19 protein-coding genes are annotated in these 19,300 nt (G+C 39.6%); 5 read left to right on the top strand and 14 right to left on the bottom strand.

What is annotated here, in order from left to right:
* The first annotated feature begins 60 nt into the window (after nucleotides 1-60).
* Nucleotides 61-1,320, top strand: coding sequence for a transcription termination factor Rho (gene rho, locus LT090_RS00570; RefSeq protein ID WP_068546213.1), 1,260 nt, complete (start codon nucleotides 61-63; stop codon nucleotides 1,318-1,320).
* Between the two features lie 198 nt (nucleotides 1,321-1,518).
* Here the strand turns inward: rho and LT090_RS00565 are convergent, their stop codons facing one another.
* Together LT090_RS00565 and orn are read right to left on the bottom strand one after the other, a co-directional pair.
* Complete coding sequence (locus LT090_RS00565; RefSeq protein ID WP_068546214.1) at nucleotides 1,519-3,183, bottom strand: Hpt domain-containing protein; 1,665 nt, start codon at nucleotides 3,181-3,183, stop codon at nucleotides 1,519-1,521.
* A 180-nt stretch (nucleotides 3,184-3,363) separates the two neighbouring features.
* Nucleotides 3,364-3,909: an oligoribonuclease gene (gene orn / locus LT090_RS00560; protein ID WP_068546215.1), complete on the bottom strand. Its 546-nt coding sequence runs from the start codon at nucleotides 3,907-3,909 to the stop codon at nucleotides 3,364-3,366.
* A gap of 193 nt (nucleotides 3,910-4,102) precedes the next feature.
* Between orn and rsgA the strand changes: the two genes are divergently transcribed.
* The 3 genes from rsgA (at nucleotide 4,103) to LT090_RS00545 (ending at nucleotide 6,858) form a co-directional block, all read left to right on the top strand.
* Nucleotides 4,103-5,134, top strand: a complete 1,032-nt coding sequence (rsgA, locus tag LT090_RS00555; protein ID WP_068546216.1) for a small ribosomal subunit biogenesis GTPase RsgA — start codon at nucleotides 4,103-4,105, stop codon at nucleotides 5,132-5,134.
* A 100-nt stretch (nucleotides 5,135-5,234) separates the two neighbouring features.
* Nucleotides 5,235-6,104, top strand: coding sequence for an archaetidylserine decarboxylase (gene asd / locus LT090_RS00550; RefSeq protein WP_068546217.1), 870 nt, complete (start codon nucleotides 5,235-5,237; stop codon nucleotides 6,102-6,104).
* Between the two features lie 10 nt (nucleotides 6,105-6,114).
* Nucleotides 6,115-6,858, top strand: coding sequence for a glycerophosphodiester phosphodiesterase (locus LT090_RS00545; RefSeq protein WP_068546218.1), 744 nt, complete (start codon nucleotides 6,115-6,117; stop codon nucleotides 6,856-6,858).
* A gap of 96 nt (nucleotides 6,859-6,954) precedes the next feature.
* Here LT090_RS00545 and LT090_RS00540 read toward each other — a convergent pair whose 3' ends face one another.
* The 12 genes from LT090_RS00540 to gspC all read right to left on the bottom strand — a co-directional run bounded on the left by LT090_RS00540 (nucleotide 6,955) and on the right by gspC (nucleotide 18,675).
* Complete coding sequence (locus tag LT090_RS00540) at nucleotides 6,955-7,713, bottom strand: type II secretion system protein N (RefSeq protein ID WP_068546219.1); 759 nt, start codon at nucleotides 7,711-7,713, stop codon at nucleotides 6,955-6,957.
* A gap of 4 nt (nucleotides 7,714-7,717) precedes the next feature.
* The gene (gene gspM, locus LT090_RS00535; protein WP_068546220.1) at nucleotides 7,718-8,188 is read right to left on the bottom strand and encodes a type II secretion system protein GspM; all 471 of its coding nucleotides are present in this window, start codon (nucleotides 8,186-8,188) and stop codon (nucleotides 7,718-7,720) included.
* Nucleotides 8,188-9,489: a type II secretion system protein GspL gene (gene gspL / locus LT090_RS00530; protein ID WP_068546221.1), complete on the bottom strand. Its 1,302-nt coding sequence runs from the start codon at nucleotides 9,487-9,489 to the stop codon at nucleotides 8,188-8,190. Before gspL ends, gspM begins: the two co-directional genes overlap by 1 nt.
* Nucleotides 9,489-10,613 carry a type II secretion system minor pseudopilin GspK gene (gene gspK, locus LT090_RS00525; protein WP_068546222.1) on the bottom strand — a complete coding sequence of 375 codons (1,125 nt, stop codon included), beginning with the start codon at nucleotides 10,611-10,613 and terminating at the stop codon, nucleotides 9,489-9,491. The genes gspL and gspK overlap by 1 nt, the downstream gene beginning before the upstream one ends.
* The gene (gene gspJ, locus LT090_RS00520) at nucleotides 10,614-11,243 is read right to left on the bottom strand and encodes a type II secretion system minor pseudopilin GspJ (protein ID WP_068546223.1); all 630 of its coding nucleotides are present in this window, start codon (nucleotides 11,241-11,243) and stop codon (nucleotides 10,614-10,616) included.
* Complete coding sequence (gene gspI, locus LT090_RS00515; RefSeq protein ID WP_068546224.1) at nucleotides 11,243-11,629, bottom strand: type II secretion system minor pseudopilin GspI; 387 nt, start codon at nucleotides 11,627-11,629, stop codon at nucleotides 11,243-11,245. The genes gspJ and gspI overlap by 1 nt, the downstream gene beginning before the upstream one ends.
* The gene (locus tag LT090_RS00510) at nucleotides 11,613-12,200 is read right to left on the bottom strand and encodes a type II secretion system protein (protein ID WP_068546225.1); all 588 of its coding nucleotides are present in this window, start codon (nucleotides 12,198-12,200) and stop codon (nucleotides 11,613-11,615) included. The genes gspI and LT090_RS00510 overlap by 17 nt, the downstream gene beginning before the upstream one ends.
* A 93-nt stretch (nucleotides 12,201-12,293) precedes the next feature.
* Nucleotides 12,294-12,758, bottom strand: a complete 465-nt coding sequence (gspG, locus tag LT090_RS00505) for a type II secretion system major pseudopilin GspG (RefSeq protein WP_068546226.1) — start codon at nucleotides 12,756-12,758, stop codon at nucleotides 12,294-12,296.
* Between the two features lie 9 nt (nucleotides 12,759-12,767).
* Nucleotides 12,768-13,982: a type II secretion system inner membrane protein GspF gene (gene gspF, locus LT090_RS00500; RefSeq protein WP_068546227.1), complete on the bottom strand. Its 1,215-nt coding sequence runs from the start codon at nucleotides 13,980-13,982 to the stop codon at nucleotides 12,768-12,770.
* Between the two features lies 1 nt (nucleotide 13,983).
* Nucleotides 13,984-15,600, bottom strand: a complete 1,617-nt coding sequence (gspE, locus tag LT090_RS00495) for a type II secretion system ATPase GspE (RefSeq protein WP_082897145.1) — start codon at nucleotides 15,598-15,600, stop codon at nucleotides 13,984-13,986.
* Nucleotides 15,590-17,722 (bottom strand): type II secretion system secretin GspD, encoded by a 2,133-nt coding sequence (gspD, locus tag LT090_RS00490; RefSeq protein WP_068546296.1) that lies wholly within the window; start codon nucleotides 17,720-17,722, stop codon nucleotides 15,590-15,592. Before gspD ends, gspE begins: the two co-directional genes overlap by 11 nt.
* Nucleotides 17,723-17,733: 11 nt before the next feature.
* Nucleotides 17,734-18,675: a type II secretion system protein GspC gene (gene gspC / locus LT090_RS00485; RefSeq protein ID WP_068546228.1), complete on the bottom strand. Its 942-nt coding sequence runs from the start codon at nucleotides 18,673-18,675 to the stop codon at nucleotides 17,734-17,736.
* 194 nt (nucleotides 18,676-18,869) lie between these two features.
* Here gspC and hslR point away from each other — a divergent pair, with 194 nt between their 5' ends.
* Nucleotides 18,870-19,298 (top strand): ribosome-associated heat shock protein Hsp15, encoded by a 429-nt coding sequence (gene hslR, locus LT090_RS00480; RefSeq protein WP_068546229.1) that lies wholly within the window; start codon nucleotides 18,870-18,872, stop codon nucleotides 19,296-19,298.
* Nucleotides 19,299-19,300: the final 2 nt, after the last annotated feature.

Raw genomic sequence — 19,300 nt, 5'->3', positions numbered from 1 at the left:
CAATACCGGTATCAGACACTATAACTAAGCAATAATATAAATAGCACAAGACCTCTCAATATGAATCTAATCGAACTCAAAGATAAATCTATCGGTGAACTGTTAAAACTAGCCGAATCGATGAAGCTTGACCATTTGGCTCGCAACCGTAAACAAGACGTAATATTCGCCATATTAAAAGCCCATGCCAAGGGCGGTGAAGATATTTTCGGTGGTGGTGTACTTGAAATACTTCAAGATGGTTTTGGTTTCCTACGAAGCGCAGATTCTTCATTCTTGGCTGGTCCAGATGATATTTATGTTTCTCCGAGTCAAATTAGACGCTTTAGTTTACGCACAGGTGATACGGTATTTGGTAAGATTCGCCCACCAAAAGACGGTGAACGTTATTTTGCTCTATTAAAGGTTAATGAAGTTAACTTTGATCGCCCAGAGAACTCTCGCAACAAGATTTTATTCGAAAACTTAACTCCTGTTCATCCAAACGAACGCTTAACCATGGAACGTGGTAACGGAAGTACTGAAGACATTACTGCTCGAGTTCTCGATTTAGCATCTCCAATTGGTAAAGGTCAACGAGGTCTTATCGTTGCTCCACCTAAAGCAGGTAAAACATTATTACTTCAAAACATCGCTCAAAGTATTGCCCATAATCACCCTGATTGTGAGCTGATGGTATTACTTATCGATGAACGTCCTGAGGAAGTTACCGAGATGCAACGCCTTGTTAAAGGTGAAGTGGTTGCCTCAACGTTTGATGAACCAGCAAGTCGCCACGTTCAAGTGGCAGAAATGGTTATCGAAAAAGCAAAACGCTTAACTGAGCATAAAAAAGACGTGGTTATCTTACTCGACTCGATTACTCGTTTAGCTCGAGCATACAACACAGTGATTCCTTCATCGGGTAAAATATTAACTGGTGGTGTTGATGCCAATGCATTGCATCGTCCAAAACGTTTCTTTGGTGCTGCTCGTAACATTGAAGAAGGTGGTAGCTTAACAATTATCGCTACCGCGCTAGTAGATACGGGTTCTAAGATGGACGAAGTAATCTACGAAGAATTTAAAGGTACCGGTAATATGGAATTACACCTTTCACGCAAAATTGCTGAGAAACGTGTATTCCCTGCTATTCACTTCAACCGCAGTGGTACTCGTCGTGAAGAACTTCTTACTAAACCAGCTGAACTGCAAAGACAGTGGGTATTACGTAAAATCGTTCATGAGATGGGTGAAATTGATGCAATGGAATTCCTTATCGATAAGTTAGCAATGACGAAAACGAATGATGAATTCTTCGACGCTATGAAGCGTAAGTAGTAAACTACGAATACTAAAAAGCTCGGTAAATACCGAGCTTTTTTATGCCTAAATGAAAATTATTTGCGCTGAATATGATGACAAAAAATTTTCAGTTTGAAATAGGCTGACCAAAGTTTTATGACTCTAGAGTAAATTGCTTTTACATCGCTCCTTCAACACTGATTTTACAATTAGTTAAAGGTTGGAATCTAAACGTTACGCTTCGGCTATAAACTTATTTATTTCGATGATAGCCTCATTCATCTCGGCTAAAAGCGGCACGGCTTTATGGATATCTTGCTGTTCGCAGACACCTTCAAGCTGCTCACACACTTTAATCAAGCGAGGTGCAGATAGGATCTTAGCAGTTTTGAATATCGCAGCATTTATTTCTTCAACTCTACCCAGTTGCTCATTAGCTAATGCGTCTTTAAGCTTTTGAAAGTTCTGCTTATTACGTTGCATATAGTCATCAAGCATGAACACAGCCATTTCAGCAGAGCCATGGTATTGATTAAATTTATCCAGATCCATAACCAAATTGTTTATTTGGTAAAAACTCGGCGAATGAACGGCATCAGTTTCAGCTTCTATATTTTTAATTCTGTTCTGTTCTTCACTACGAAGCTCTTTGTTTGTCGGCTCATCGATGATCGACTTGAGTTGCTCTCTATGTTTAACCTTGGCATTTTGAATGGCCAATTCTGCTGCCTGCTCTTTCTCTACTTCAAGCAATGCATGATCTGCACCATGTATAAAACTGCGATTTACCAAGACCATAAGTCGCCAACCTAAAAATGCACATCCAGCGAGTAAAATGACAATGAAGAGAAACACAATCGGTAACATTGTTGACTCTTTTATTTTTATACCTAACAACGGTAAATTTAGTTCAAATTCAGGTAAATCATAAAAATTTGGTTTTTCAATTAATGACGCTGTGCGCATTAAAAACTGCTGATAATTAGATAATTGCTCAATGACTTTAGCGGTAGTTATATTTTCATCGCGCCATTTAGCAAATAATTGTCCTGATCCCATTAATTGACTGGTGATATAACCGATATCGTCAGTAATTTCAGGTAACCGATCGTCTTCATCTTTATTCGATAATTCAGTATTTATGTTCTTCGTTAAATTAGCGATTTGTTTCGAAATCTGATTAAACTCATAAGCTGAAACATTACCCGACAAAGCGGTTAGATTACTCTCTACTTTTAGCAATTCTTGATAAATATATTGATAAAAGTTGTTTTCATTGATCACTTTCATCATGTTATTGATTGTTTGCGTTTTAACCTGCCCTGGCGTGTTCGCTATCTCATAGGATTGTTGTTGTAACTGATTTTGTTTATCTACTCTAATTCTATTTATTTTTTTTATGAGTTCGTCAAGGCTCTTAGTATTGGCTTTATATTGACCATTTCTGGCTTGTCTTATCAGTAGCAAATCATCTACAAGCAAAACAAATTTCTTGTAATCATTAGCAAATGTCTGAGCGGTAGAGGCAATTTCAGTTGCGGTAGTGTCTCGCAAACTATCATTTACAAGCTCGACATGCTTATTACTTAATTCAACAATTTCTAACCAAGCTTGTTTTACGTTTTCTAGTGGCGTTGCCAATTGCTGGTGAGTAATTGCCAGTTGATGAGCGGTAAGCTGATTTTCAAGCTCAGCAATGCTTTTCATTAATTGTGCATTGTTTTTAATAAATGGGATTTGTTGTTCTCTTAAGAAATCTGATTTCGCAGCTTGTTGGTTGTATAACCAGGAAGAAGCAGAGGCGAGAATAAGCATAGCTGCAAGCAAAGCCGTAACGTATATCGCAGCTTTGGTAATGATATGTCTTGGGGTTTTTACCTTTAACGTGGTAACGCTCATAGTCACAAATCCTTGTTATTTTTATAAAGTGACATCTACATTAACTTTTTTATAACATCCATATTAAAGAATACAATAAAGAAACACCAGCACGTTTTCCACCTATTGCTATAAAAGCGGTGTCCTCATACCAGTTAATCGACAAATGTTTATTGTCGATAGATTGTCAGTTGGTTTACGTTAAATTTTAAATGCGTGATGACGATAGACTTTAAGTTCAGCGATGGATTCACGAATATCATCCAAGGCTAAATGGGTTCCTTGTTTACTCACTTTATCTAACAGCTCTGGTTGCCAACGACGAACCAGCTCTTTGATCGTAGAAACATCAATGTTTCGATAATGAAAACAAGCTTCGAAGTCTGTCATATAGCGATTGACAAACCTTCTATCTTGACCAATTGAATTACCACACATCGGTGACACGCCTTTAGGTACATATTGTTCAATAAACTCAATCGTCGCCTGCTCAGCTTGAGCGAGTGTTGTCGACGATGTTCTGCAGCGCTCCGTTAAGCCGCTCTCTCCGTGTTGTTTTATGCACCACTCATTCATGTTGGTTAATACATCATCTGACTGGTGTATCGCAAATACTGGACCTTCAGCAAGAATATTTAATTCGCCATCGGTAATAATGGTCGCAATCTCTAGGATCACATCGATTTCAGGCTCTAACCCTGTCATTTCTAGGTCAAGCCAAACCAAATTATTTGCATTTACAGTCATTTATAAACCTTTGCCATTCATATATCGGTGCTGCCAACAACGGTGAACATTTTCATTATCAGCATAGTGCAGGTATAATACGCCAATATTAAATTCATGCAAACAGTAAAGACCCTTTAAGATTGAATAACTTATTGAGACAAAGCATGTTTTCAGCAGCAAAAGGCAAATAAATAACCAATGACTTTTTTCCATGGCTAAGGCAAAAAAACTGACTAAAGGTCAGCATCGACGCATTAAAAAAAATCTGGCTAACAAACTTAATAAAGAAAAAGATATCGTTTGGCAAGACAGTGATTTAAGCGAACAATTACAAGGCGTTATTATCAGTCGCTTTGGACAACATGCTGATGTGGAAAATGAAGATGGAGAAATCTTTCGTTGTAATATTCGTCGTACAATTACCAGTTTAGTGTGCGGAGATAACGTTGTTTGGCGACAAGGAAAGGAAACTCAACACAGCATTACCGGTGTTATAGAAGCAGTGCACCAGCGAAAATCAGAACTCTCAAGACCAGATGTTTACGATGGCGTAAAGCCAATAGCAGCCAATATTGACCAGATTTTTATCATTTCGTCAGTAGTACCGGTTTTTAATCCCGACATAATTGATAGATATTTAGTCGCCACTGAGTTATCTGGCATTAAACCAATTATTGTATTGAACAAAATAGACCTGCTTGATGATGAAACCAAAGCAGAGATAGATATTCATCTTGATCTATATAAAGAGATTGGTTACGAAATTATCTTCGCAAGTTCAAAAGTCGAGCAAGGCATAAATCAAATTACTGAACGGTTAATTGATAAAACCAGTATTTTTGTTGGTCAATCAGGTGTTGGTAAATCAACACTAGTAAATACCTTAATGCCAGAGCTCGATATTCTTACTCATGATGTCTCTGAGAACTCTGGCCTTGGTCAACATACAACCACGGTTGCTCGCCTATATCATTTTCCAAGTGGCGGTAAACTTATTGATTCTCCTGGGATCAGGGAATTTGGTTTATGGCACCTTACCCCTCAGCAAGTGGACCAAGGTTTTATCGAATTTCAAGATTATTTTGGCTATTGTAAATTTAGAGATTGTAAGCATCAAAATGATCCCGGTTGTGCGCTACAACAAGCCGTTGCAGATGGAAACATAACGCAGATTCGATTTGATAGTTACCAGCGTATCATCGCCAGTTTAGACAGTAATAAACTAACGTCGCGCTTTAATTAAAAAATTCATATAATTCATCATATTTTAAATACTAAAACTACTATACTTACATCGGTAGTTAATAATTAACTAAGCAATTAAAACCTGAAAGGAAAATTTAGTGTCACTTGATAACTTAAAAATCGCATTACAATATGCCATGCCGAAGCATGGATTATCTCGTTTAGTAGGCAAATTTGCTGGCGCAAAAGCGGGATTCTTAACTAAATTCGCTATTAGCCGTTTTATCAAAGCATATGGCATTGATATGAGTGAAGCGAAATTACAAAATGCGAGTGACTTTACTACCTTTAATGACTTTTTCACTCGCGAATTAGTTGATGGTGCTCGACCTATCAATCCCGATGCGAAAGAAATATGTTACCCAGTAGATGGCGCGATTTCACAGCAAGGCGATATCGTCAACGATCAAATTATCCAAGCAAAGGGATTCAATTATTCTCTTGAGACTTTACTTGGTGGCGATAGCGAAACTGCGGCCCCTTTTCAAGGCGGAAAGTTCTCTACAATTTATTTAGCGCCAAAAGATTATCATCGTATCCATATGCCGATTGCCGGCACCTTAAGAGAAATGATATTTGTTCCTGGTGACTTATTTTCAGTGAATCCATTAACCGCTCAGAATGTACCGAATTTATTTGCTCGTAATGAACGTGTTGTCTGTATTTTTGATACTGAAATTGGCCCAATGGCACTCGTATTAGTTGGTGCTACTATCGTTGCTAGTATTGAGACTGTTTGGGCGGGCACCATTGCGCCATCTAAGAGCTATAATAAAGTTAAACGCTGGAGTTACCCAGCAGATGGAAAAGAAGCCATTTTCCTTGAAAAAGGGGAAGAAATGGGTCGTTTCAAATTAGGCTCAACAACAGTATGTTGTTTCCCTGCTAACACAATTGAATTTACTGAAGGCGACGGTCCTGAAACAGTGACTCGTCTTGGCCAACCTTATGCAAGCGTCGTAAAGTAAGGTTTGTTTTATGTTGGTATTTGCACATCGAGGCGCTAGCGGCTACGAACCCGAAAATACCATTCTTGCTATTGAAAAAGCACTGTTAACTCAGGTTGATGCGATAGAAATTGACGTCCACCTTGCTGACGGTCACCTCATTGTTATTCATGACCGTTGGCTGCATAAAACCACCAACGGCTTTGGCAGGATCTCTGACTTAAGTTTTGAACAAATAAGAAAGCTTGATGCCGGTAAAGGCCAAAAAATACCGACATTAGATGAAGTTTTACAAACCATTCATGGTCAATGTTTGGTAAATATTGAGCTTAAGGCAGACCGAACTGTAATACCTTTATTAGAGGTTATAGACCACGCTGTTCAATGCTATGGTTTTAGTTATAATCAATTTTTATTTTCGTCATTCAATCATCACCTTTTGTTTGAAATAAAATCTATTCGACCGGAGTTTCAAACGGGTGCTCTGACCGCAAGTTGTCCAATAGACTACGCCGCGTTTGCGCAACAATTAAACGCCTATAGCGTCCATATTGATGTCGACTTTGTCAATTATGAGTTTGTAAAGGACGCACACCAAAGAGGTTTAAAAGTGTATGTATACACTGTCGATGGTGAAGAAGATATTATTGAATTGCATCGCCTTGGCGTAGACGGCATATTTAGTAACTTCATAACGGAAAGCCTAGTTAAAGTTGCCCATTTAAAACAATTACCAAGTGAATTAAATCCCCCCATTCACCCACGACTGTTGTAATAGCATGTTGATACATTGATATAAGATTTAATTATTCGTTAGCCTAATAACAAAAAACCACCTGATGAGGTGGTTTTTTTATTCTATTAATCAGGACTACATACGGATATTGTAGCGACCTTGACTGTCTGGTCTGCCCATAAAGTCTAGCATTGGTTTAAGCGTCGCTGGAAACTCCTGCCCTGGCAATAAAAAGCCAACAGCGCTAACTCGAGTTCTACTTTGCACTGTTGCGGTAAGCTCTAGCCCTAAACTGTTCTGAGGATCAATCTTGGCGACAACCATACCGTTTTCGCAACTTAACGCGGCTTTTATATCGCCAAGTTCAGCATCATCTCCTGCAGGGTTAATCAGTGCTTTTTGCCACACCATAGTACCAACAACATTACTACATATTGGCTTGCCAACAATGAATTCATCCATCTTTATATTAAGTATGCCTTTCGCATTCAAGTCGATCGGAAGGTTTAGCATAGGCACAACTTTAGATGCCGGTGCGGCTATCGTAACGTTCGTTATCTTTACATTTTCTTCAGCCAAATTTGATACTGAAAATTTGCCTACGGCACCACTGACTTTATCTCTTAAATTAATCTCAATTTTTGGGTCAAGCATAATTAACGACATGATGCTGAGAGAATAATCTACATCAGTTATGGTTTTATTTTGTAAGTATATTTTAGCAATGTTTCCCGAAAGAGCAGAGCCCGTGACTCCACTCAATACCACTCCTTTAGGTAAAGGGATCTTGCTTATAATTTTATCTGCTGGAGCACTAACAACGACAAAGAATAGGTACAGCACGATAAATGCTGCGCTATATGCCGAATATTTTTTAACTGCTTTAATATTCATTATGTTAAGCCTTCGTCAGTTGTAATCGTCTAACTTTCACAGTACCAGGCGATGAGCCTAGAGCAATATCCGCTGCCACTATTTTCAAGCCTTTTTTGTTAGTTAAGTCTTCAAGCCAGGATAAGAAAACATTAAATGATACTTCATCAACCCACACTTGCAGGTCATCTCCTTGCGGCTGAATGCGGGCCAAAGTAATTTTTAAGCTTTTCGCCGAAGTATTAACAATGCTGGTTAAACTTCCCGTTGCTTTTTTAGTACCGCCACTGCGTTTGACTTGCTTATATGTTGCTAAGTTTTCGTTGATCCAAACAGCTAGATCTTGCTGTTTCTTCAACTGCAATTTTGATTTTTCGATACTGTCATTCAATGGCACCCATACCAGCATAATAAACAATATTATTACGACAAATATCGATCCAAATCCGACTAATTTCTGTTCTTTTGAGTTTAATCCTTGCCACCAGTCTTGCATCAGTTACTCCTAATACTAAATGAGCCGGTAACTTTGTCACCTTGGTTATTTTGAGCGCCTACGGTTACGGTTAAGCTTGAATCTTCTAGAATGCTCTTAAACTTTTCAAAGCTTTGATAATCATTTGCGGTAACAGATAACCTAAGCTCTGACCGTTTGCCGTCAAAACGAACGGATTCAGGTTTCAAGTTAGGTACTTGTGAGAAAGCTGGTTGGACTTGCGCCATCATAGCTAACATACCACTGGTAGTAGAGCCGCCACCCGAGTTTTCAATTTCTCGTGATAATGTTCTTTTTAGTGTCGATAAACGAACTCTTTTGGTTTGCGGAAAAGCCTTTTTATAATTCGCTTCAATTGACTCGTTAACTTGTGCAATTTTATTATCGAGTGTACTAATTTCGATAACTTTACCAACAATATTTAACGTCAACGCAACCGCTGCAACGCCAGCTACCCACAACCAATTTTTTATCACTGGTGAGCGTTCGTCTTTTACCAGGTATTGACCTTGCAATAAGTTAATCGCTTGATTAGCTGCACCTCTTGCCATCAACAGTAAAGGGAGTTCCTCGGCTTGGCTATTAAACTCAACATCTTCAATGACAAATTCTTGTGGTGAATAACAATCAACAATGCATGTTGATAACAAGCCGGTTGTGGTATCAGCGTCGTTATTTGGTTGCTCTGATTCTTGTTCGCTATTTTTAGTTTGTTGAGTTAGAGCGAGTTTTTGAGCGAGTTTTTGAGCGAGCACTAATTCAGCAAAATCATTATCAATATTAAAGCCACCCCAGCTAGAGGTCCTAACCAACCACTGCTGGTTTAATGAAATCATTGCAGGGTTGTTATCTATCTGAGGTAAAGTGAGAACATCTGGGATCATGGTTTTAACAGCAATACCTGCTTCTTTAAACCACGATAACCACAACTCCATTTGTTGGTGAGCAATTACCGTAAAAAAGTTATTGTTGTTGCCTCGATAGTCTTTTGGCTTATTAGCATAAGCAAAGAATAGTGATTCCACATCTTCTGCCAAATCATCCTCAAGAGTGTAAGGTATGGTCGCGCGCATCACTCGATCAGATTTACCCGGCACGTTTAGAGAATAAATACCGATGTTTGCGCTGTCGGCTAACACCACGACGTCACGGTTTTCAGCCTTTTCGGCAAGACTGACTAGTTCGCCTTTATTCGCTAATTCGCCGCTAGCGAGCTCGTCACTTTGCAGATCAGCGGCAATTAGCCATTGAATAGGCATTTGTTCCTGACTAGAAATCCGAATATATAACGTTTCTTTCATTATTCGGCTCCGATACTTCTAGAGATCACTGTTATGGTCTCATCTTTATTAATTTTCATGATTGAATTCATACTAAAGTAGCTATCGTTAAATGATGTCTTGGTCGTTAACTTAAAATAGCTGCTATCGACTACAAATTGTTTCTTTAACTGTTCAAAATTCTCTAACCCACTTACAGCACTGATGCTATAAAAATCACTCAGGTTTGAAAAGCCTTTTTCACCGCGTTCTGAAAAAATATCTTCCGCAACGCTTTGGTCAACACCGCCGAGCAGTGCTTGTAATAACTCTGGTTTTTCTGGATCAATGGTATTGATATTAATTTTATGATCCGCTGAGTTAGGGATAACACATACATGTTCTTTCAGAGCAAATATTGCTGCTGGCGTAAAATGCTCTATTAATCTTAGCTCATTAATACTAGCAAGCTTGCTATTACCCGCTAAATACGGAAATTCTCGAGCCGAATAATCATCATCTTCGGCACCACCGGCAGTTTCGATGGAAGAGTCTTCATCTAACCAATCATATAATGCTTCGGCCATAGATTCAGCTTCAAATTGTCCTACACCATCAATATTAAGTAAAATGATCAACTCAATAAACGACTGTTTGGCAACATTCTTAATTACCTTGGAATTTGGTTTGTCGTTCTCTGCTGGAGGCGGGTTATTGTTATTACCCTTTCCTGAATTACCATTTTGCTCATCATCTTCATTGTCACCACCGGTATCTAATTCATTATTGCTCTTGAGCATACTCGGGTCGGAATTAATCAAAGAGTTTAGATTAAAGCAAGATTGAGAATCGCTTATTTCGCCGCTTATTTCACCAAGCTCTACCGGAAAGCTTGTTTCACCTGAAGCCCATGGTTGGCCGAGGTGAGTTACAGTTTTATCATCCTTTTCTTTAAAAGATAATGTTAATACTGTCTTTGCAAACGCTTCAGCTCCCATTGCGTACCAATAAGCTTGCTGGTTGGAATTTATATTTTCAGCACGTTGCAACTGGAACATTAAGCTACCGCTCATCTTAGTTGCAATGACCACAGCAAAAGCAACAACCAACATAACCGTGATAAGAGCGACGCCGGTTTGTTTAGCGATAGCATTAAAGGAAGTCATTTATTCGCCCAGCCCTAAATCAGTTGATGGCGCTTGTACTGTTCCAGGTACTAAAAATTGACGTCTTATTAACCCGAACTCTTTGAGTTCGATTTCAATCGCAACGGCTAATGGTAAACCTTCTTTCGGTAACTCTTTGACCCATTTTTTGCCATTATAAAATTCGAAATCAACTTTATCGACGCCAGTCAATAAAGGTCGAATCTTCGGCTCTTCACCAACAACAGAATCGACGAAGTTATAATGCAAACGATTTAAAGTATCCTCTTCAAGTTGGTAAGCAAGCGCTTGCACATCACTACGTGGCAATAATAAACCAGGATTTCGCCAGCCTTGGCGGACAAACGCAATACCATGGGTATTCGATGAATAAGTTGATTCATTGGTATAGATAAAAGATTCGTTAGGTGCTTCACCATTTAAACGCACCGTACGCATTGTCATCTGGGTAAAGTCACGCTCCATCACCAAAAACGCGCGCTGTAATTCATTAAGTTTGTCGCTGCGCTCTTGGTTTTTCTCAGATGTCGCGATAATGGTGGTCAAAAACGACGTGGTTGCCAAGCCAATCATAGTGAATATGGCCATAGCAATCAGTACTTCTAATAACGTAAATCCTTTAACTTTCATTATTTAGAGGCCTTTGGATTACTAACATAAGAAGTCAAATCGGCAATAGAAAATTCATCGCTTTCATTTTCAAATACCGCAACATTAATATGTCGCATATTCTTATCTTCAGTCGCAGTAATAGTCTGAGTCCAATACCAATCTCGATCGGCTAACTCGACTGTGCCACTGGCCTTTTTCGGCGGCCAGTTTTGGTCTAAATTGGCTTCGACCAATTGATTTGATGCTATCCACTGTGCCAATGTTACGCGTTCAATATGTGAGGTACCCAGCAAAGTGTTGCCTGTGCTACTAAGCAAGGCTGTGCCGGCAAAAGCAAATACAGCTAAAGCTAGTAAAACTTCAAGTAAGGTAAAGCCTTTATGTTGATTAGCGAATTTCATCATAAATAGGTCCTTCAACCTCTAATGGAATCGTATACAAACCAGTTACTTCGTACATTACTGGTGTGTCAAAATCATCATCATAACCAAGCGTCAATTTAAAAGGTGTGATGTCACCACCAGACAAAATATAAATTTGTGGGTATACGGGCTCGTCTTCACTCTCTTCGTCGTCGATACCTTGCTCATCGGCATACTCTTCATAGGCCGAATTATCCAGCATCATTTGCTCATCTACTGGCAAGTCATCTAATTCAAGGCTAATAAAGAATGGTTCATCGAAAACCTCACTACTAAAACCTTCAACATCAGGAACTGGTACCCACCTTACACCATCAAAGCCGAGAAATTGGTAGGTATTTTCTTCTACATATAGACCAAGTTCGATGTTATTAAGTAATGCATATTCACTGGCTAGGTAGAAACGTTGTTGAAATAATCGGGTTTTCTCTTCTAGTACATCAGCAATAGAATCTCGAGTAATGTTAGGTACAATCGCAGATACAATGAGGCCGATAATGACCATTACCAACATCACTTCTATCAATGTAAAACCGTTACTTCTTTTTAACATTTACCTAACCGTGATAGCAAAAACAGCACAAACGATTCGTTTGTGCTGTTTAATATCAATAGATTTTCAGACCGTTAATGAACTTAAAATCTGTTATTCAACAAGTTGTTTTTCACCTGAACGCCACTCATTTAAATTCCAGTTACCTATATCATCTTCAGTACCTGGTTCAAGATCTTCACCGGCACTAAAAACATCAATTTTACCAAATTCACCTGGACTAATTAAAATGTACTCATTGTCCCAAGGATCAACTGGTAGTGATGATAAGTAACCGTCTGACGGAAAACGTTTCGGCAAAGGTTCTATGTCTGTTTGCTCTACTAATGCTTCAAGCCCTTGCTCCGTCGTTGGGTAACGATTGTTGTCAGTTTTATATAACTTCAACGTTGTTTCTAAAGCAGAAATATCTGAAATCGCCTTTTGAACCTTCGCTTTGTCCAAGTTACCCATAAGGTTAGGTACAACTAAAGAACCCAAAATACCTAGAATTACGATAACAACCATGACTTCCAGTAGCGTAAAGCCCTTTACTGACTTATGTTGTTTATTTCTCATTTTCTACACCTATATCATTGTATTTAACTGCAGTATTGGCTGAATAATCGCCATTACTATAAATAGTACCACACCTGCCATCGTTACCATAAGAGCCGGTTCAAACACCTTTAGTGATATGCTCACAATGGCTTCAAATTCACGATCTTGGTTATCGGCACTACGGCCAAGCATGTTTTCTAATTCTCCCGATTTTTCACCCGATGAAATCATGTGCATCATCATTGGTGGAAATAATTTTGTTTGTTTCAAAGATGCATGCAAACTTGCGCCTTCTCGTACATTATCGGCTGCTTCATTCACTTTTTCTTTAATATGAATATTGGTCAGTACTTCACCAGCAATTTTCATACTTTCCAATAGCGGCACCGAACTTGCGGTAAGTATTGATAATGTGCGAGCAAAACGCGCGGTGTTTAAGCCTAAGGTGATCTTTCCTAGCATTGGCATAAATAACGATCGTTTATGCACTATCATCTTAAACGCCGGTTTTTTCATCATCTGTTTAAATAAGACCATCGCAACAACAAAAAGTGCAATAATCCATAGAATATAAGATTGCAGGAAATCACTCATGCCAATTAGAAATTGCGTAGTACCGGGCAAATCTTGGCCCATATGATCAAATTGGCCAACAATTTTAGGCACCACAGCAACCAATAATACGACGATAACGGAGACCGCAATTATGGTCATTATAATTGGATAAATAAGGGCTTGGATTAGCTGCGAGCGCATGTGTTGGCGTTGTTCGGTGTAATCTGCAAGACGGTTTAAGACGTTATCTAGATGACCTGACTTTTCACCTGCAGCAACCATAGAGCGGTATAAGTCATCAAAAATACTAGGAAACTCTGCCATTGACTCTGCCAGACCATAACCTTCGGTTACCTTGGCACGAACCGACATAATCATCGACTTTTGCTTGTCTTTGTCACATTGCTCGGCAACTGCCATTAACGACTCTTCTAATGGCAATCCAGATTCAACTAAGGTGGCTAATTGACGGGTAATAAGGGCAAGTTCTGACGCAGATATCTTGCTAGCACCAAAGCCTTTACGATTAGACTCTTTGATAGCCTTTGCTAACGACGGAGTAACTTCCATCGGCATAAGACCTTGATCACGTAACATACTACGTGCCTGACGCGCTGTATCAGCTTCTATTACGCCTTTCTTGTTTCTGCCGCGGCTATCGACAGCCTGATAATCAAACGCCGCCATATTAGTCTTCCTTAGTTACACGTAGAACTTCTTCTAACGTCGTATAACCAGCGATTACTTTATCGAAACCATCTTGGCGGATACTAGGTGTAACATGACGAGAGAATTTCTCAATCGCTTGCTCACCTTCGTTGTTTTGTATCATAGTTCGGATATCATCATCAACAACTAATAACTCATGGATACCTGTACGGCCTCGATAGCCCATAAAGTTACAAATTGAACAACCTTTCGCACGATAAATTTGTTGCTCAGTATCAACTGGCAAACCTAATAGTTTTGCTTCTTCTTCAGATGGAAGGTGACTTTCACGACATTCTTTACATACTGTACGTACAAGACGCTGGGCAAGTACACCAAGCAAACTTGATGACAATAGGAATGGTTCTACGCCCATATCTTCTAAACGAGTAATCGCACCTGCCGCGGTATTGGTATGTAACGTAGATAAAACTAAGTGACCGGTTAAACTTGCTTGCACAGCAATTTGTGCGGTTTCAAGATCTCGGATCTCACCTACCATTACCACATCTGGATCTTGACGTAGTATCGCTCTTAAACCGCGAGCAAAGGTCATATCTACTTTTGTATTTACTTGTGTTTGACCTATACCTTCAATAGCAAATTCAATTGGATCTTCAACCGTTAAAATATTGCGCTCGTTCGCATCAATCTGAGTAAGGCCTGCATAAAGCGTTGTAGATTTACCTGAACCAGTTGGTCCGGTAACTAAGATAATACCGTGCGGTTTTGAAATCACGTTAGTGAATTTTTTGCGACCTGCGTCGGTCATGCCTAGATCTTGTAGGTTTAAACGCGCAGCGTTTTTATCAAGAAGACGCAATACTACACGTTCGCCATGGCTTGATGGCATCGTCGATACACGAACGTCAACTGCGCGACCACCAATGCGAAGAGAAATACGCCCATCCTGTGGAATACGCTTTTCGGCAATATCTAGCTTTGCCATGACTTTGATACGTGACACTAACATAGATGCTAGTTTACGATTTGGCTTTAAAACTTCACGTAACACGCCATCAACACGGAAGCGTATTTTCAGTACTCGTTCAAAGGTTTCTATATGAATATCAGACGCGCTTTCTTTAATCGCTTCAGATAGCATCGCATTAATCAGTTTAATGATCGGCGCGTCATCTTCGTTTTCTAATAAATCTTCAGACTCGTATATTTCGTCGGCTAAAGAATACAGATTTACCTCATTACCAATGTCTTCCATCATCTGTTTAGCTTCAGATGAATTACGCTGATACGCTTCGGTTAATAACAACTCAAATTCATCAGCGCCATGACTTTGCATCGCAAAGCCTTGGCCTAAAAAGCGACGAACTTCTAAAAGTACTTCTGCAGTTAAGCCCGCGGTTGCATGCAACGTTAGGCCATCATCACCTGACTCAACCAAAACGTTATGACGCTTGGCATAACCAAAAGGCAATTGAAACGGCTGCATAGAAAGCTCTTCATCGTCGCTTTCTATTTGCGCAGGCGTCACGTCATTATGAGTAGAATCTGATTGGGCCTTAAGTTGTTCAATGGCAGATTCGGCATCCTGCTGTTCTGCACCTGATGGCAACTCCGTTACGTCATTACTGCTCATTACTACCATCTTCTTCAACATCAACTGGTTGTACGTCTTCTTCAGTCAACTTTTCAACGGCACGTTCTTCCATGTAATCGTCAAACGTAGGCGGTAACTCTAAATCGTCATTCCAATCTTGTAACAGAGGCAATACTGCGTCTTCCATTAACGCTAAGCCTTCTTCTTGTTTGCGCAATTGGTCTGCACGCATATAGTTGTATTTTTCTTTCGAAATAGCTTCCATCAACTGACCATCACGAATAATCGTCGGACGTAAAAACACCATTAAATTACGCTTACGTGTTGTCGAACTAGTCGAACGGAACAGTGCACCAATGATTGGAATATCACCTAAGATCGGAACCTTTTGTTGGCTTTCTTGTACGTCTTCATCGATTAAACCACCAAGTACAATTGTTGCGCCATTATCGGCCATTACCGTGGTTTTGATTTCACGTTTGTTGATTGCAATATCAACACCAGTCGCACCACTAACCGACGATACTTCTTGTTCGATCGTCAACTGTACACCTGAACCTTCGTTCACCTGTGGTGTGACTTTTAATTTGATACCAACTTCTTTACGGTCTACCGTTTGGAAAGGGTTTGCATTGTTACTGCCGGTCGCAGAGCCAGTAATAATTGGCACTTCTTGACCAACAATAAAGTAAGCTTCTTCGTTATCTAAAGTGGTAATTGACGGCGTTGCTAATATGTTTGAATTGACATCAGAACTTACTGCTTGCACGATTGCGCCCCAGTTATCTTCTACCACACCAAACATCATACCGCTTACATTACCTAGCAATTGAGCTAGAATGGTGTAATCACCATCTGTATCTGGATTCTTAGTGGTTACCGGATTACCATTGCCATCAATAGTGGTTACGGTATTACCTTCTTCACCTTCCGCAGCAATTGCACCAGCAGCAACGTTAGATATTGGCACAACTCCGTTATTAAATTGAGTAAAACCACCTTCTTCATGGAACCATTGCACACCAAGTTGCGCACCGTCTGATTCAAATACTTCAACAATAATCGCTTCGACTAGAACTTGTGCGCGACGAATATCTAATTGACGAATGACGCCCTCTAATGAACGCAACATATCCGGTTCAGCGGTAATAACAAGGGTATTGGTATCGTCATGAGACTCAATTGAGATATCACGATTTGATGTACTGCGACTGGCCTTTGATGTTGATTTGCTTGATGAGCCTGAGATTGAACTCTTCATTGTTTCACTTACGCTTTGTAGTACTGAAACAAGATCTTTGGCTTTTGCGTATTTTAGGTAATAAACGCGGGTGTTACCTGAAGTTTCTAATTCACTATCTAAACGCTCAATAAGCTTTCTAATTCGCTCTCTCGCTTGGCTTTCACCTGAGACGATGACTGAGTTTGTTCTATCATCAGCAACAATTTTGGGTACTAAGAATGCTGGCGTGTCGGCCTTGCCTGATGTTGGTTTATTGATATTTTCAATAATACGAACCATCTCACCCGCTGATGCGAACTTCAATTTAACAATTTCAACACCTTGGTCACCAGCACGGTCAACTCGAGTAATAATATTCACTAAGCGGTTAACTACGGCAGCAGTGCCGGTAAGCATAATTACATTTGATGGTTCATAGTGAACTACGTTACCACCACCGGCTTGGTCACTTAACTGACGAAGCAAAGGTGAAAGTTCACGCACAGACACATTTTTAACTTCGACAACGCGGGTAACCATTTCGTCACCAACGCCAGGATTTTCATCACCAACTACAGGGATTGAAGCGCTTTTCGCATCTTTATTTGGAATAACTTTGATGACATTGTTTTCCATTTCAACAATGGCAAAACCATATACTTCAAGAACGTTTAGGAAAAATTGAAAGTATTGTTCTTCTGTTAAAAGATCGTAACTACGAACGTTTATTTTACCGCGAACCTTAGGATCAACGATAAATGTCTTTTTAAGGTTCTTACCAACAATATTAATAAACTCAGTAATTTCTGTACCTTTAAAATTAGGTGAATATTGTGCTGCCGAAGCCGACGTAACAGCTAATGTTAACGCCATTGACATCGCCATCAGTGCATTCACTAATGTACGTTTTACTGATTTTGCGCTAAAACTTGGGCGCATTACACTCTCCATTAATTATTCACTCCCATTGAAATACTGTGTGTTTCACCATCACGGTCTATCAATAGGTCAATTTGTTCTGCCGACTTTAATTCGATCATCGCTTGCTGAGCTTCTCGCATGTCGGTTAAATCTTTGCCGTTAATTTGTATTGCGACATCTCCAGGTATTAACCCTACACCTTCAAAGAATTCAGGGTCTTTACTAGGCATCAATTGATAGCCATAGACTTTACCATTTCTTCGTTTAGGAGAAATCTTTATATAATCAGTAATTTTAGCTGGATTATCGAGAATGTCAGTTCTCGCTTTGTTCACACGTTCTTTAAGTCGCGCTGCTCGTTCTGCATCAAAGCGGCTATTGGTTTTAGGTTTTTTAACCACTTTCGGTATTTTAACAACCCCTTGCTGTCCAGGAACTTCAGCCATTGACGTATAATCAAAACCATCAAGCATTAATGTTTCCATTCGACCTGATGTTTCGATAATGACTCTATCATTAAGTACTTGCTTTAATGTTGTGCGTGTACCTTCGATACGATCATCAATACCATAGGTATTTTGTTGCCCTTTAGATTCGATAATCGCTGCAGCGATTTGAGCATCATCCGAGGCAACTAAACCTGCTAAAGTCAGTTTAAGTTTCGTCTCTGGAGCAGATTTAATTGTTTCAACCTTAGGCGCAACCACCGGCTTACTATTATACTGTCCAAATAAATTCAGTGATTTAAGCGACGATGTATTGACCGTACTAGTGCTGTTAGCATTTACATTAGTCGCGCTCGATATCACCGGCATGACTACTTTTGCTTCAGGTACTAAAGCCCATGTAAATTGAGCACACAAATAGGCAATATAGCTAGCTAACACTACAATTAAGCCGTGCGTTAAGGCCTGTTGAGGCACTTTGCGCCACAAGACCTGTAACTGAACTGTAATTGAAGCGATATCCATGACTATTTTTACAACTTAAATTGATTGATATATATATTTCTTGCACACGATAATACTTGAGCTAGCGGCCATCAACAAGTTAGAAATGGCTTTTTTTTCGACTTATTTTAATGGTTTACATTCTGTTCACAAAGTGAACTGGCGAAACTGGCTTCATTGTGATAACTTTCGCGCAATTATTTTTGGACAACTTTATGACGAAACAGCAAGCTAAAAAAAGCACCAATGGCGCTGATGGAACAACTGAACCGGTAAGGTTAGACAAATGGTTATGGGCCGCTCGTTTTTACAAGACTCGCGCTATTGCCAAGCAGATGATCGATGGCGGCAAGGTGTTTTACAATGGCCAACGCAGTAAATCTAGTAAAATGGTAAACTTGGGTGATAAAATCCGTATTCGTCAAGGCTTTGATGAACGAGAAGTAATTATTATTGGCTTAGCAGATAGGCGCAGAGATGCGACGTTTGCGCAAACCCTATACCAAGAAACAGAAAGTAGTGTCGAAGTTCGAGAAAAAACGGCATTAGCTAGGCGCCAAGGTATCTTATTAAGCCCTGCTTCAGATACCAAGCCAGACAAAAAACAACGTCGACAACTTCGACAATTTAAAGAAAGGAATTAGAC

The sequence above is a fragment of the Thalassotalea crassostreae genome (genome assembly GCF_001831495.1).
GTDB classification, from domain to species: domain Bacteria; phylum Pseudomonadota; class Gammaproteobacteria; order Enterobacterales; family Alteromonadaceae; genus Thalassotalea_A; species Thalassotalea_A crassostreae.
Note: the sequence above shows the minus strand (reverse complement) of the source record. Positions and strands in the feature narration are given on the sequence as shown.